Genomic DNA, 14,797 nt, shown 5'->3' on the forward strand with positions numbered 1-14,797 from the left:
CATCTGAAGGCAGGTGAAGGCGATGCCCGCCGGCCGGTACCGGGCCCACAGGTCCGGCCGGCCGGCGGGTGGGGCCGCGAAGTGTGCTCGCATACATCATCCGGCGCCTCGTCGGCGTCGTTCTCATGCTGTTGCTCATCACCCTGGTGACCTTCGGCATCTTCTTCGGGCTTCCGAAGCTGGCCGGTCAGACCACCGACCAGCTCGCGGCGTCCTATGTCGGCAAGGCCCCGACGCAGGAGGCGATCGAGGCCACCAAGGAGCGGCTCGGCCTCGACAAGCCGATCGTGGTGCAGTACGGCAACTACCTCAAGGGCATCGTCGCCGGTGAGGACTTCAAGGCCGGACCGGTCACCGACCACTGCCCGGCGCCCTGCCTCGGTTACTCCTTCCGCACCAGCCAGCCGGTGCTCCCGACGCTGATGGACCGCGCCCCGGCGACCCTGGGGCTGGCCGTGGGCGCCGCCGTCGTCTGGCTGATCGCCGGCGTGTCCACCGGTGTCGTCTCGGCGCTGAAGAGAGGCAGCATCTGGGACCGCACCGCGATGGTGATCGCCCTGGGCGGCGTGTCGCTGCCGATCTACTTCACCGGCCTGGTGTCGCTGGCGCTGTTCTCCTACAAGCTGGGCATCTTCCCCGGCGGAGGCAGCTACGTGGGCATCACCGAGGATCCGGTGAAGTGGTTCGAGTCGCTGGTGCTGCCCTGGGTCACCCTGGCGTTCCTGTACGCCGCGATGTACGCACGGCTCACCAGAGCGGGCATGCTGGAGACGATGAACGAGGACTACATCCGGACGGCCCGCGCCAAGGGCCTGCCGGAGAAGACGGTCATCACCCGGCACGCGCTGCGCGCCTCGCTGACCCCGATCCTGACCGTCTTCGGCCTGGACTTCGGGCTGCTGATCGGCGGCGCGGTGCTCACCGAGAACACCTTCAGCATCCAGGGCCTCGGGCAGCTGGCGATCAGCTCGATCGGCACCGGCGACCTGCCGATGGTGCTCGGCGTCACCACCCTCGCCGCCGCCTTCATCGTCGTGATCAACCTGATCGTCGACCTGCTGTACGCCGTGATCGACCCGAGAGTGAGGCTTGGCTGATGACCGACACCACGCCGGCCGCGGGGCCCGCCACGGGCGCCGGTGAGGCTCCCACGGCGTTCCTCGAGGTCCGCGACCTGAAGATCCACTTCCCGACCGACGACGGTCTGGTGAAGTCGGTCGACGGGCTGTCGTTCCAGCTGGAGAAGGGCCGCACCCTCGGCATCGTCGGCGAGTCCGGCTCCGGGAAGAGCGTCACCAGCCTCGGCGTCCTCGGGCTGCACAACCGCCACAACGCGAACGTGTCCGGCGAGATCTGGCTGGACGGCCAGGAGCTCGTCGGCGCATCGCCCGGCGACGTCCGCCGGCTCCGCGGCCGCAAGATGGCGATGATCTTCCAGGACCCGCTGTCGTCGATGCACCCCTTCTACACCGTCGGCGCCCAGATCATCGAGGCCTACCGGGTCCACAACGACGTGTCGAAGCAGGTGGCGCGCAAGCACGCCATCGACATGCTCGGCCGCGTCGGCATCCCGAAGCCGGACAAGCGCGTCGACGACTACCCCCACCAGTTCTCCGGCGGCATGCGGCAGCGCGCGATGATCGCGATGGCGCTGTCCTGCGACCCCGAGCTGCTGATCGCCGACGAGCCGACCACGGCGCTGGACGTCACCGTCCAGGCGCAGATCCTCGACCTGATCCGGGACCTGCAGGAGGAGTTCAACTCCGCCGTCATCATGATCACCCACGATCTCGGGGTGGTCGCCGAGCTGTCGGACGACATCCTGGTGATGTACGCGGGCCGCTGCGCCGAGTACGCCTCGGTGGAGGACGCCTTCCACAAGCCGCTGCACCCCTACACCTGGGGGCTGCTCGGCTCGATGCCGCGGCTGGACCGGGAGCGCACCGAGCGGCTCATGCCGATCAAGGGCACCCCGCCGAGCCTGATCAACGTGCCGCAGGGCTGCGCGTTCAACCCGCGGTGCGCCTACAAGGACCTCAACGGCGACAAGTCGACGACGGTGCGCCCCGAACTGGTCGAGGCGGTCCCGGGCCACAAGGTGGCCTGCCATCTCCCGCTGGAGAAGAAGCAGGAGATCTGGGAATCCGAGATCCGGCCGAAGCTGTGACGAGCACGGGTGGGAACAAGACTGTGAGCACTTCTGACACCGCCGCGGCGGGGACCACCGTCCCCGGCGCCGCGGAGACCTCCGCCGACGCGGCGGCGCCCCGTCCCGTCCGGGACGGGGAGATGCTGCTGGAGGTGGACAACCTCGGCAAGCACTTCCCCGTCACCGCGGGGCTGCTGCGCCGGCAGGTCGCGGCGGTGAAGGCCGTCGACGGCGTGTCGTTCTCGGTCCGCAAGGGCGAGACCCTCGGCCTGGTGGGGGAGTCGGGCTGCGGCAAGTCCACCACCGGCCGGATGATCATGCGGCTGCTGGACCCCAGCTTCGGGAAGATCACCTTCGAGGGCGAGGACATCACCAGGATGTCGCAGGGGCGGCTCCGGCCGCTCCGCCGCGACCTCCAGATGATCTTCCAGGACCCGTACTCGTCGCTGAACCCCCGCAAGACGGTCGGCGCGATCGTCGGGGCCCCGTTCCGGCTGCAGAACATCGCCACCGAGAACGGCGTGAAGAAGGCCGTCCAGGAGATCCTGGAGCTCGTCGGCCTCAACCCCGAGCACTACAACCGGTACCCGCACGAGTTCTCCGGCGGCCAGCGCCAGCGCATCGGCATCGCCCGCACGCTCGCGCTCAAGCCGAAGCTGATCGTCGCGGACGAGCCGGTGTCGGCGCTGGACGTGTCGGTGCAGGCGCAGGTCGTCAACCTGCTGGAGGACCTGCAGGACGAGCTCGACCTCACCTACGTGGTGATCGCGCACGACCTGTCGGTCGTCCGGCACATCTCCGACCGGGTCGCCGTCATGTACCTCGGCAAGATCGTCGAGATCGCGGACCGCAACGACCTGTACGAGCGGCCGATGCACCCCTACACCAACGCGCTGCTGTCGGCGGTGCCGGTCCCCGACCCGAGCGAGCGCGGGAACCGGCAGCGGATCCGGCTGCAGGGCGACGTGCCGAGCCCCCTCGACCCGCCGCCCGCGTGCCGGTTCCACACCCGCTGCTGGAAGGCGCAGGACATCTGCAAGCAGGTCGAGCCGCCGCTGATCGAGCTCAGCCACGGCCACCAGGCCGCCTGCCACTTCCCGGAGAACACCACCGTGTCGGCGACCGACGAGGTCGCCAAGGCCGCGGTGGCGCCCGGCGCCGCCCCGGCCGGCGAGACCGACGCCGAGACCGGCGAGTAGGCCCCGCCCGGACGACCGCCCTCGGGCGTGCCTCCCGCACGCCGAAGCCCCGGCCCCCGCACAGGGGGGACCGGGGCTTCGCCTTTCCCACCCTCGCACAGGGAATCTGAGGCTTCCTCGTCCCCGCCTCTCGAAGGGGGCTAGGGCTTCGTCGTGACCGCCCTGCGGCTCTGTGGCCGGGCGCGATGCGCGGGTCTCGGGGACGGTGCGCGCTGCCGTACGGCGAAGCCCCGGCCCCCTTTCGGGAGGGCCGGGGCTTCGGCGGGGGAGCGACGGTCACTCGGTGGAGATGGCCTTCAGCACGTCCATCCGCCCGGCCCGCCACGCCGGCCACAGCGCCGCGAGGACACCGATCACCGCCGCGACCACCAGGTACACCCCGAGCGTCCCGTACGGCACCGCCAGCACCCCGAGCCCCTGGCCCTTCAGCGCGTTCTGCAGCGCCGCGCCGAACGCCACGCCGATGCCCATGCCGAGCACCGCGCCGAACACCGCGATCACGATCGACTCGATCCGGATCATCCGGCGCAGCTGGCGGCGGCTGATGCCGATCGCCCGCAGCAGCCCGATCTCCCGGGTCCGCTCGATCACCGACAGCGCCAGCGTGTTGACGACCCCGACCGCCGCGATGATCACCGACATGGCCAGCAGGATCGACAGGAACGTCACGAACCCGTCCACCTGCTTGCGGGCGTCCTTCTTCAGCGACGACTGGTCCGACACCTTCAGGTTCGGGTACGCCTTCAGCGCCGACTCGATCGACGTCTTCGTCGCCGCGTCGGTCTTCGCCGCGTTCACCAGGACCGCGTCCACCGACGGCCGCACCGTGTGCCGCAGGTACACCTGCTCCGACACGATCCTGCCGCCGATCAGGTCGCTCTTGGCGAAGATCCCGGTGACCTTCAGCTGCTCGGTCTTCCCGTCGGGGAACAGCGCCGGCACCGTCGACCCGACGTGCCAGCCCTTGTCCTTGGCGGTCGACTCGTTCACCATCAGCCCGTCCGCGCCGATCGCCGTGCCGCCGGACACGATCTTCAGCCGCGCCGCCTTCGCGATCACGCCGACGTCGCCCGACATGTACGTGCCGCGGTCACCGGCGAGCTTCGCGGTGCCCTCGTAGGTCGGGGACGCCGACTCCACCCCGGGCGCCGCCTTGATCTTCTGCGTGGCGTCGGGGGTGATGTCGCCGCCGGTCGCCTGCACGAGGTAGTCCGCGCCGAACTGCGCGTCCACCTGCTGGTCGATCGACGCGCGCATCGTCGCGCCGAGCACGTTCACCGTGGTGATCAGCGCCAGGCCGATCATCAGCGCCGCGGCGGTCGCGGCGGTGCGGCGCGGGTTGCGCAGCGCGTTCTGCCGGGCGAGCCGGCCCGGCGCGCCCATCAGCCGCGCGAACGGCCACCCGAGCACCTTCACCACCGGGACGCTGATCACCGGCGCGAGCATCGCCACCCCGATGAACACCGCGAACGCGCCCGCCCCGACCGGCACCGCCGGGTTCCCGCCGTTCCCGGCCAGCCCCGCCGCGATCAGGCCCGCGCCGACCAGGGTCAGCAGCGACCCGAGCGCCACCCGGATCCGCAGCGTCCGCTGCGGCAGCGCCACGTCGTCACGCATCGCCGCGACCGGCGGGATCTTCGCCGCGCGCCGCGCCGGGAAGTACGCCGACACGACCGTCACGACGATCCCGACGACGTACGACCAGATCACCGGTGTCGCGGTGAACGTCAGGCCGCCGGACCCGGCGTCGCCCATCTGCCCCTGCAGCAGCGCCGCCAGGCCCGCGCCGGCCGCGAGGCCCAGCGTCGACCCGACGAACCCGACCGCGACCGCCTCACCGATCACCGCACGGGTCACCTGCGGGCGCGCCGCGCCGATCGCGCGCAGCAGCGCCAGCTCCCGGGTCCGCTGCGCCACCAGCATCGAGAACGTGTTGAAGATGATGAACGCCCCGACGAAGATCGAGATCAGCGCGAACACCAGCAGGAACGTGCGGAAGAACCCCATGATCTGCGCGACGTCGCTCTTGTTCTCGTCGCGCATCTTGGTGCCGGTGACGGCCTCCACGCCGTCCGGCAGCACCTTCGCGACCCGGTCGCGCAGCTGCGTCTCCGACGGGCCGGAGGAGCTCATCTCGATGTCGCTGTAGTAGCCGGGCTTCAGCAGCAGCTTCTGCGCGGTCGGGGTGTCGAACGCGGTGACGCTCGCGCCCATCAGGTTCCCGGTGTCGATCAGGCCGACGATCCGCATCCGCTGAGCCGCGCCCGACGACACGACCCCGACGGTGTCGCCGATCGCGAGCCGCCCCTTCTTCGCGGTCTCCGCGTCGATGATCACCTCGGCGGGGCCGTGCGGCGCCCGGCCCGACTTCAGGTCGAACGACCCGATGGTGTTCCAGTTCGTGCCGAGCTGCGGCGGGCCCTGCCCGCCCGAGCCGACGATCTTCCCGTCGCGGCCCACGACGGCGGCGTACCCGTTGACGTTGCCCTGCGGGTCCTTCACCCCGTCGACGCCCTTCAGCGCCGCCAGCACCGACGCCGGCACCGGCTGCGCCGCCTGCCCGTCGTCGTCGCCGCCGACGACCTTCTTGGCCCGCACGTCCACGGCGACGTTCTTGCCGACCCGGCTGAACAGGTCGTCGAACTGCTTGTTCATGCTGTCGGTGAAGATCAGCGTGCCGGCCACGAACGCCACGCCGAGGATCACCGCGACGGCCGTCAGCACCAGCCTGATCTTGTGCGCCGCGAGGTTGCGGCGCGTGACCTTGCCCATCATCGCGCCGCGACCCCCGGCTCCGGCGCGCCCGGCGCCGCGGCGGGACGGCCGCCCGTCTCGAAGCCCTTCATCCGCTCCAGGACGCGCTCGGCGGTCGGCCCGGTCATCGTGTCGACGATCTGCCCGTCCGTCAGGAACAGCACCTGGTCGGCGTACGCCGCCGCGGACGGGTCGTGCGTCACCATCACGATCGTCTGGCCCATCCGCCGCACCGAGTCCCGCAGGAACGCCAGCACCTCCGCGCCGGACCGCGAGTCGAGGTTGCCGGTCGGCTCGTCCGCGAAGATGATCTCCGGGCGGGACGCCAGCGCCCGCGCGCACGCCACCCGCTGCTGCTGGCCGCCCGACAGCTCCGACGGGCGGTGCTTCAGCCGCGGCCGCAGCCCGACGGTGTCGATCACCTGGTCCAGCCACGCCCGGTCGGCCTTCCGGCCGGCGATGTCCATCGGCAGCGTGATGTTCTCCAGCGCCGTCAGCGTCGGGACCAGGTTGAACGCCTGGAAGATGAACCCGATCTTGTCGCGGCGCAGCCGGGTGAGCTGCTTGTCCTTCAGCCCCGTCAGCTCGGTGCCGCCGATGAACACCTGCCCGGAGTCCACCGAGTCCAGCCCCGCCATGCAGTGCATCAGCGTGGACTTTCCCGAACCCGACGGGCCCATGATCGCGGTGAAGCGGCCGCGGGGGATCCCCACGGTCACCGAGTCCAGCGCGACCACCTGGGCGTCGCCGCGCCCGTACACCTTGGCGATCTGATGGGCCCGTGCGGCGAAGTCGCCCGCCCCGGGCGCGGAATGCGCGTCAGCGGTCGATGGGGCGGTGTTCGTCACGTGAACTCCCCTGTGTGAGTGGATGAGGGTGGAATCGAACTGCGCGGACCGCGCTTTCGTCCCCCGGCGGTCCGTCCCTCAGAACAGTAGGAGTCCCGCGGCCCCGTGAGATGCACCCCAGGAATGGACTTATCACTCCATCCCTGGCAGGAGAGGCGGTGCCGGGGTCGTCCTCCCGGAGTAGGGGGTCCACTGGCGAAAGAAGGGACCGCTCAGGGGCCGCCCCCGAGGCCGCGCCCGTGGACCACCGCTTCACCAGCCCCGACACCCGCCCCGACCCCTGCCCCGCACCCTAGGGACGCGTCAGGGATCCCCCCGGAGGATCAGCTCTGGCCCGGGCGGCTCAACCCCGTCTCATAGGCGTACACCACCGCCTGCACCCGGTCCCGCAGCCCCAGCTTCGCCAGCACGTTCCCCACATGCGTCTTCACCGTCGTCTCGCTCACCACGAGCTCCGCGGCGATCTCCGCGTTCGACTGGCCCCGCGCCACATGCGTCAGCACCTCGCGCTCCCGCTCGGTCAGCGTGTCCAGACCCGGCGGCGGCGACGCGTCCCGCACCGCCGGCAGCCGCGTCGCGAACCGGTCCAGCAGCCGCCGCGTCACGCTCGGCGCCACGATCGCGTCGCCCGCCGCCACGATCCGGATCGCCTGCACCAGGTCCTCCGGCGGCGAGTCCTTCAGCAGGAACCCGCTCGCCCCCGCCCGCACCGCCTCGATCACGTACTCGTCCAGGTCGAACGTCGTCAGGATCAGCACCTTCGGATCGTGCGACGCCGCCCCCTCCCGGATGATCCGCCGCGTCGCCTCGATCCCGTCGACCCCCGGCATCCGGATGTCCATCAGCACCACGTCCGGCAGCAGCGACCGCGTCATCTCCACCGCCGCCGCGCCGTCACCGGCCTCGCCGACCACCGCGATGTCCGCCTCGGCCTCCAGGATCAGCCGGAACCCCGTCCGCAGCAACGGCTGATCATCGACGAGCAGCACCCGCACCGCGCTCACCCGGCCACCCCGCTTGCGTCCATCGTCCCCGCTCCTCGCCTCGCACCGGCAAACGTCACCCTATGCCCTCCCCATCCCCGCCACGCCCCCGCACGGCCCGGCCCCCGCACGCCCGAGGCACCCGCCGTCCCGCACCCGCGCACCGCCACCCCTCACGCCTCCAACGGGAACCGCGCCCGCACCCCGAACCCCCCGCCGACCCGCGGCCCGATCCGCAGCTCGCCCCCATACAACGCCACCCGCTCGTACATCCCCACCAGCCCGTGCCCCGGATTGTCCGTCCCGTCCGCCACGATCGTCGCCGTCCCCCGCCCGTCGTCCTCGATCTCCACCGTCAGATCCGCGTCCGTGTAGTACAACCGCACCCACGCCCGCGCCTGCGCCCCCGCGTGCTTCAACGTGTTCGTCAGCGCCTCCTGGATCAACCGGAACGCCGCCACGTCCACCCCCGGCGACGGCGTCCGCGCCTCACCCTCGATCCACAGCTGCACCGACAGCCCCGTCTCCCGCACATGGTCCAGCAGCTCCCCGAGATCCCCGAGGCCCGGCTGCGGCGCCAGCTCCCGCCCCGCCTGGTCGGCGTCCCGCTCCGTCCGCAGCACCCCCACGATCCGCCGCATCTCGCTCAGCGCCGTCCGCCCGACCTCCTCGATCGTCGACATCGCCTCCCGCGCGCTCCCCGGATCCCGGTCGATGATCCGCCGCGCCGCCCCCGCCTGCACCGTCATCACGCTCACATGGTGCGCCACCACGTCGTGCAGCTCCCGCGCGATCCGCGACCGCTCCTCGATCCGCGCCGCCCGCGCGTCCGTCCCCCGCGCCCGCTCCAGCCGCGCCGCACGGTCCTCCAGCTCCGCGAAGTACGCCCGCCGCAACCGCAGGTTCCGGCCCAGCACCCACACCCCCGCCACCAGCGCGCAGTCGCTCACCAGCACCACCGGCGACGTCCCCACCGGAAGCATCACCAAAGACACCAGGAACGACACGAACCCCGCCACGCCCCCCAGCGCGCTCTGCGCCAGCCCCCGGTGCGCCGCCAGGCTGTAGATCGCGATCAGGAACGCCATCACGTCCGGCACCGACGGCGGATACCCCCACACCGTCAGCGACATCTCACCCGCCACGATCACCAGCAGCACCGGCAGCGGATGGCGGCGCCGCCACGCCAGCGCCATCGTCACCACCACGACGATCAGCCCGTTGGCCGCGTCCGGCGTCCGGAACGCCGCGTAGTCACCGCTCTCCGGGAAGTCCTGCAGATACATCTGCGGGAGGCCCACCAGCAGCAGCCCCAGCGCGAGCAACGCGTCCGCCGCCTGCGGACGCGCCTGCAGCCAGGCACGAAAGGTACGAAGACCACGGATGCGGGGTGACACGACTCTCACCCTAGGAGGTCACAGCAGGTCGAGACCCATCCTGCGCGCGGATCCGCGCTCCTCCCCAAGGATGACCCCGCCCACCGCCCCCTGCGCCCCCGGACGTCCCCGCGCCGGGTCCGGGGCAGGCGCCGGGGCCGCGCCCCTACAGGTCGTCGCGTTCCCGCGCCGCCCCGACCTCCGCGGCGCCCTCCAGATCCGCCGGAGACGGACGCCGCACCGGGACCGCGGGCAGCGGCGGGGGAGTGCCCCCGAACTCCGGGCACCGCTCCTTGTGATCGCACCAGTCGCACAACCGGCTCGCCCGCGGCCGCCACTCACCCGAGTCCATCGCCCGCCGGATCGCCTGCCACAGAGCCTCCACCTTCCGCTCCGTCGCCCGCAGATCCCGCTCGTCCGGCTCGTACCGCAGCACCTCGCCGTTCCCCAGATACATCAGCTGCAGCAACCGCGGCACACGCCCCTGCAGCCGCCACAGCACCAGCGCGTAGAACTTCATCTGGAACAGCGCCCGCGCCTCGAAATCCGCCCGCGGCGCCGTCCCCGTCTTGTAGTCCACGATCCGCACGTCACCCGACGGCGCCACGTCCACCCGGTCGATGTACCCCCGCAGCTTCAGCCCCGAATCCAGCACCGTCTCCACGAACAGCTCGCGCTCCGCCGGCTCCAGCCGCCGCGGATCCTCCAGCGTGAAGTACCGCTCCACCATCCGCTCCGCCTGCGCCAGCCACTCCGCCCGCTCCGCCGCCCCGGCCTCGTCGTCCCCGAAAAGCCCCTCCAGCTCCGGCTCCGCCGACAGCAGCCGCTCCCACTGCGGCCCCAGCAGCTCGAGCGCCGCCCCCACCGTCCGGCCGCCCGCCGGCAGGTCGTACAGCCGCTCCAGCACCGCGTGCACCAGCGTCCCCCGCGCCGCCGCCGGCGACGGACGCTCCGGAAGCCGATCGATCACCCGGAACCGGTACAACAACGGACACGTCATGAAATCGCCCGCCCGCGACGGCGACAGCGACCCCACCACCTCCACCCCGCCCCCACCCCGCGGAGACGGAACGGACACCTCACCACCGGCCTCGGTCGTCGTCATGGCACAGCAGCGTAGGCGACACCCCCGACGAAATCCCGCACCCCCGCCCACCCGCCACGATCACCCCGCACCGCCCGCCGACCCGCCCCTACGGGGCCGTAGCATCGGATACGTGACCAACAGCGCGCCCCCGACCCAGGGCAAGACGCCCGCCGGCGACCCCGGCCCCCGCAACGGCGGCCCCGACACCCGGCCCGGCCTCTACATGGGCCGCCCCTTCGGCGTCCCCGTCTACGTCTCGCCCAGCTGGTTCCTGGTCGCCATCCTCGTCACCGTCATGTTCGAAGGCCAGGTCAACGGCGTCATCGACCGCCCCCTCAGCTACCTCGTCGCCTTCGCCTACGCCGTCCTGCTCTACGGCTCCGTCTTCGTCCACGAACTCAGCCACGCCGTCACCGCCCGCGTCCTCGGCCTCCCCGTCCGCTCCGTCACCCTCCACATCCTCGGCGGCGAGACCTCCATCGAACGCGAGGCCGCCACCCCCGGCCGCGAATTCCTCATCGCCTTCGCCGGCCCCCTCGTCAACCTCGTCCTCGCCGGCCTCGGCCTCCTCGCCCACGCCGTCCTCCCCCTCCCCGACGTCGCCCTCCTCCTCATCGACGCCCTCACCTTCGCCAACCTCCTCGTCGGCGTCTTCAACCTCCTCCCCGGCCTTCCCCTCGACGGCGGACGCCTCGTCCGCGCCGCCGTCTGGAAGGCCACCGGCCACAGCCGCAGCGGCGCCATCTTCGCCGGCTGGGTCGGCCGCGCCGTCGCCGTCGCCTGCCTCGTCTCCGGCGCCTACCTCGCCACCTACCGCACCGACGAAGGCGGCAACGGCGGATTCGGCTGGCTCGCCCTCCTCTGGTCCGCCCTCGTCGCCTCCTTCATCTGGGTCGGCGCCACCCAGGCCATCCGCGCCGAACGCTTCCGCGACCGCGTCCCCCTCCTGTCCGCCCGCCGCCTCGCCCGCCGCGCCACCCTCGTCACCGCCGACACCCCCCTCGCCGAGGCCATCCGCCGCGCCCACGCCGACCAGGCCGGCGCCCTCGTCATCGCCGACCACGACGGCAACCCCCAGGCCCTCGTCAGCGAGAAGGCCGTCACCGCCACCCCCGAGCACCGCCGCCCCTGGATCACCGTCGGCGAACTGTCCCGCGGCCTCGAACCCGACCTCACCCTCCCCGCCGACCTCACCGGCGAAGACCTCATCACCGCCCTCCGCCGCAACCCCGCCTCCGAATACCTCCTCACCGAACCCGACGGCCGCGTCTACGGCGTCCTCGCCGTCACCGACGTCGACCGCGCCTTCGCCGGCGTCTGACCCCCGCCCCCCACCGCTCCCGGACGGCCTGAGCTGCGGCCGCCCGGCGCTAGCCTTGACCACCATGAGCGAACCCCAGCCCACCGAGCCCGCACCGTCCACCGGCCGCATCCCGCACGGCCCGTTCCGGCCCGGAGACCAGGTTCAGCTCACCGACCCCAAAGGCCGCATCAACACCATCACCCTCCAACCCGGCAAGCTCTACCACTCCCACAAAGGCTCCGTCCCCCACGACGACATCATCGGCAGCCCCGAAGGCACCGTCTACCGCTCCACCGGCGGCGTCGAATACCTCGCCTTCCGCCCCCTCCTCGCCGACTTCGCCGTCCGCATGCCCCGCGGCGCCGCCGTCGTCTACCCCAAGGACGCCGCCCAGATCGTCGCCATGGCCGACATCTTCCCCGGCGCCCGCGTCATCGAGGCCGGCGCCGGCTCCGGCGCCCTCAGCTGCTTCCTCCTGCGCGCCGTAGGCGAACACGGCCTCGTCTCCTCCTACGAACGCCGCCCCGACTTCGCCGACATCGCCCGCGCCAACGTCGAGAAGTTCTTCGGCGGCCCCCACCCCTCCTGGCGCCTCACCGTCGGCTCCCTCGAGGACGCCCTCACCGAGACCGAGGCCGACCGCGTCGTCCTCGACATGCTCGCCCCCTGGGAGACCCTCGACGCCGTCGCCAAGGCCCTCATCCCCGGCGGCATGGTCTGCGCCTACATCGCCACCACCACCCAGATGTCCCGCGTCGTCGAGGACCTGCGCGCCCACGGCGCCTTCGCCGAGCCCTACGCCTTCGAGACCCTCCTGCGGTCCTGGCACGTCGACGGCCTCGCCGTCCGCCCCGACCACCGCATGGTCGGCCACACCGGATTCCTCGTCACCGCCCGCCGCCTCGCCGACGGCGTCACCCCGCCCGCCCGGCGCCGCCGCCCCGCCAAGGGCGCCCACCCCGCCCCCGAAACAGACGCGAACGCTGCGACGGGCTTGCAATAAGCACAGCGACACGCCGTGTGCCACCCCACACACCCCGAAATCGACAAACCCTCCACCCCGACACGCCCCCACACCCAAAACCCCAGGTCCGCCCAGCACAACACCACCACCAACACCACCCCCGGCCCGCCCCCCGAACACCACCCGAACCACACCCGCACGACACGAGTACCGAATGGGCAGGTTACGGAAGCCCTCCAGATAGGTAGGGTCTCAGTAGGTCGTCGGCTCTCTTCGTGAGGAGGTGACGGGGCGTGGCCGCTCGTGACGATGCTGGGGCGCGCAGGGCGCAGCACGACAAGGAGGTCAGGGACCTCCAAACGCAGATCTCCTTCCTGGAGGAGGAGATCTCCGTGCTGCGCCGCAAGCTCGCGGAATCCCCGCGCCAAGTACGTGTCCTGGAAGAACGCCTCCATGAGGCACAAGCGAACCTGGCCGCCGTGACAGGCCAGAACGAGCGACTCGTAGCGACCCTCAAAGAGGCTCGCGAACAGATCGTGGCGCTCAAGGAGGAGGTCGACAGGCTCGCGCAACCACCCTCCGGATTCGGAGTGTTCCTCGAAACCCGCGACGACGGAACCGTCGACATCTTCACCGGCGGACGCAAGCTGCGCGTCAACGTCAGCCCCGCCGTCGACGTCGACGAACTCCAACGCGGCCAGGAGGTCATGCTCAACGAGGCCCTCAACGTCGTCGAAGCGCTCAAGTTCGAAGAGCAGGGCGAGGTCGTCATGCTCAAGGAGCTCTTCGACGACGGCGAACGCGCCCTCGTGATCGCCCACGCCGACGAGGAACGCGTCATCAAGCTCGCCGAACCGCTCCGCGGCGTCCCGCTGCGCGCCGGCGACTCGCTGATGCTCGAACCCCGCTCCGGCTACGCCTACGAGAAGATCCACAAGGCCGAGGTCGAAGAGCTCGTCCTCGAAGAGGTCCCCGACATCTCCTACGAGGAGATCGGCGGGCTCGGCTCCCAGATCGAGATGATCCGCGACGCCGTCGAACTGCCCTACCTGCACGCCGACCTGTTCCGCGAGCACAAGCTCCGGCCCCCCAAGGGCGTCCTCCTCTACGGACCGCCCGGATGCGGCAAGACCCTCATCGCCAAGGCCGTCGCCAACAGCCTCGCCAAGAAGGTCGCCGAACAGACCGGCAAGGAGGGCAAGAGCTTCTTCCTCAACATCAAGGGCCCCGAACTCCTCAACAAGTACGTCGGCGAGACCGAGCGGCACATCCGCCTGGTCTTCCAACGGGCCCGCGAGAAGGCCTCCGCCGGAACCCCGGTCATCGTCTTCTTCGACGAGATGGACTCCATCTTCCGCACCCGCGGATCCGGCGTCTCCTCCGACGTCGAGAACACCATCGTCCCGCAGCTGCTCAGCGAGATCGACGGCGTCGAAGGGCTGGAGAACGTCATCGTCATCGGCGCCTCCAACCGCGAAGACATGATCGACCCCGCGATCCTGCGGCCCGGCCGGCTCGACGTCAAGATCAAGATCGAACGGCCCGACGCCGAGGCCGCCAAGGACATCTTCTCCAAGTACATCCTCAGCGGCCTCCCGCTGCACCCCGACGACCTCAAGGAGCACGGCGGCTCCGAAGAGGCCACCGTCGAGGCCATGATCCAGCGGACCGTCGAGCGCATGTACACCGAGAGCGAGGAGAACCGCTTCCTCGAGGTCACCTACGCCAACGGCGACAAGGAAGTCCTCTTCTTCAAGGACTTCAACTCCGGCGCGATGATCCAGAACATCGTCGACCGCGCCAAGAAGATGGCCATCAAGCAGTTCCTCGACACCGGCCAGAAGGGACTGCGCGTCCAGCACCTCCTCGCCGCCTGCGTCGACGAGTTCAGCGAGAACGAGGACCTGCCCAACACCACCAACCCCGACGACTGGGCCCGCATCTCCGGCAAGAAGGGCGAGCGGATCGTCTACATCCGCACCCTCGTCTCCGGAACCAAGGGCGCCGAAGCCGGCCGATCCATCGACACCGTCGCCAACACCGGCCAGTACCTGTAACCCGCACCACAAATCACGGCCACGCGGCGGCCGCCCCACCACGGGGCGGCCGCCGCACGCCGTCCCACCACCCCGCC

Annotated in this window: 11 protein-coding genes; 6 read left to right on the top strand and 5 right to left on the bottom strand. The window is 71.1% G+C overall.

The genetic code is table 11. From position 1 onward, the window contains the following. The first annotated feature begins 83 nt into the window (after window positions 1-83). The 3 genes from F9B16_RS19670 (at window position 84) to F9B16_RS19680 (ending at window position 3,348) form a co-directional block, all read left to right on the top strand. Window positions 84-1,097 (top strand): ABC transporter permease, encoded by a 1,014-nt coding sequence (locus F9B16_RS19670; RefSeq protein WP_151541557.1) that lies wholly within the window; start codon window positions 84-86, stop codon window positions 1,095-1,097. Then, on the top strand, window positions 1,097-2,167 hold the full coding sequence (locus tag F9B16_RS19675; RefSeq protein WP_151541558.1) for an ABC transporter ATP-binding protein: 1,071 nt from the start codon (window positions 1,097-1,099) through the stop codon (window positions 2,165-2,167). The genes F9B16_RS19670 and F9B16_RS19675 overlap by 1 nt, the downstream gene beginning before the upstream one ends. Window positions 2,168-2,289: 122 nt before the next feature. Continuing rightward, window positions 2,290-3,348 carry an ABC transporter ATP-binding protein gene (locus F9B16_RS19680; protein WP_225991779.1) on the top strand — a complete coding sequence of 353 codons (1,059 nt, stop codon included), beginning with the start codon at window positions 2,290-2,292 and terminating at the stop codon, window positions 3,346-3,348. A gap of 276 nt (window positions 3,349-3,624) precedes the next feature. Here F9B16_RS19680 and F9B16_RS19685 read toward each other — a convergent pair whose 3' ends face one another. The 5 genes from F9B16_RS19685 to F9B16_RS19705 all read right to left on the bottom strand — a co-directional run bounded on the left by F9B16_RS19685 (window position 3,625) and on the right by F9B16_RS19705 (window position 10,414). Continuing rightward, window positions 3,625-6,123, bottom strand: a complete 2,499-nt coding sequence (locus F9B16_RS19685; protein ID WP_225991773.1) for an ABC transporter permease — start codon at window positions 6,121-6,123, stop codon at window positions 3,625-3,627. After that, window positions 6,120-6,950: an ABC transporter ATP-binding protein gene (locus F9B16_RS19690; protein ID WP_151541560.1), complete on the bottom strand. Its 831-nt coding sequence runs from the start codon at window positions 6,948-6,950 to the stop codon at window positions 6,120-6,122. Before F9B16_RS19690 ends, F9B16_RS19685 begins: the two co-directional genes overlap by 4 nt. Before the next feature lie 323 nt (window positions 6,951-7,273). Further along, window positions 7,274-7,954, bottom strand: coding sequence for a response regulator (locus tag F9B16_RS19695; RefSeq protein WP_225991774.1), 681 nt, complete (start codon window positions 7,952-7,954; stop codon window positions 7,274-7,276). A gap of 152 nt (window positions 7,955-8,106) precedes the next feature. Continuing rightward, window positions 8,107-9,330, bottom strand: a complete 1,224-nt coding sequence (locus F9B16_RS19700; RefSeq protein WP_151541561.1) for a sensor histidine kinase — start codon at window positions 9,328-9,330, stop codon at window positions 8,107-8,109. 145 nt (window positions 9,331-9,475) lie between these two features. Continuing rightward, entirely contained in the window at window positions 9,476-10,414 is a 939-nt protein-coding gene (locus tag F9B16_RS19705; RefSeq protein WP_151541562.1) for a RecB family exonuclease, read from the bottom strand. Between the two features lie 112 nt (window positions 10,415-10,526). Here F9B16_RS19705 and F9B16_RS19710 point away from each other — a divergent pair, with 112 nt between their 5' ends. The 3 genes from F9B16_RS19710 to arc all read left to right on the top strand — a co-directional run bounded on the left by F9B16_RS19710 (window position 10,527) and on the right by arc (window position 14,720). Further along, a complete protein-coding gene (locus tag F9B16_RS19710) occupies window positions 10,527-11,717 on the top strand; it encodes a site-2 protease family protein (RefSeq protein ID WP_151541563.1) in 1,191 nt (396 codons plus the stop codon). 64 nt (window positions 11,718-11,781) lie between these two features. Beyond that, window positions 11,782-12,702 carry a tRNA (adenine-N1)-methyltransferase gene (locus F9B16_RS19715; protein WP_151541564.1) on the top strand — a complete coding sequence of 307 codons (921 nt, stop codon included), beginning with the start codon at window positions 11,782-11,784 and terminating at the stop codon, window positions 12,700-12,702. 254 nt (window positions 12,703-12,956) lie between these two features. Continuing rightward, on the top strand, window positions 12,957-14,720 hold the full coding sequence (gene arc / locus F9B16_RS19720) for a proteasome ATPase (RefSeq protein WP_151541565.1): 1,764 nt from the start codon (window positions 12,957-12,959) through the stop codon (window positions 14,718-14,720). The last annotated feature ends 77 nt before the right edge of the window (window positions 14,721-14,797 follow it).

This window comes from Actinomadura montaniterrae, assembly GCF_008923365.1.
GTDB lineage: Bacteria > Actinomycetota > Actinomycetes > Streptosporangiales > Streptosporangiaceae > Spirillospora > Spirillospora montaniterrae.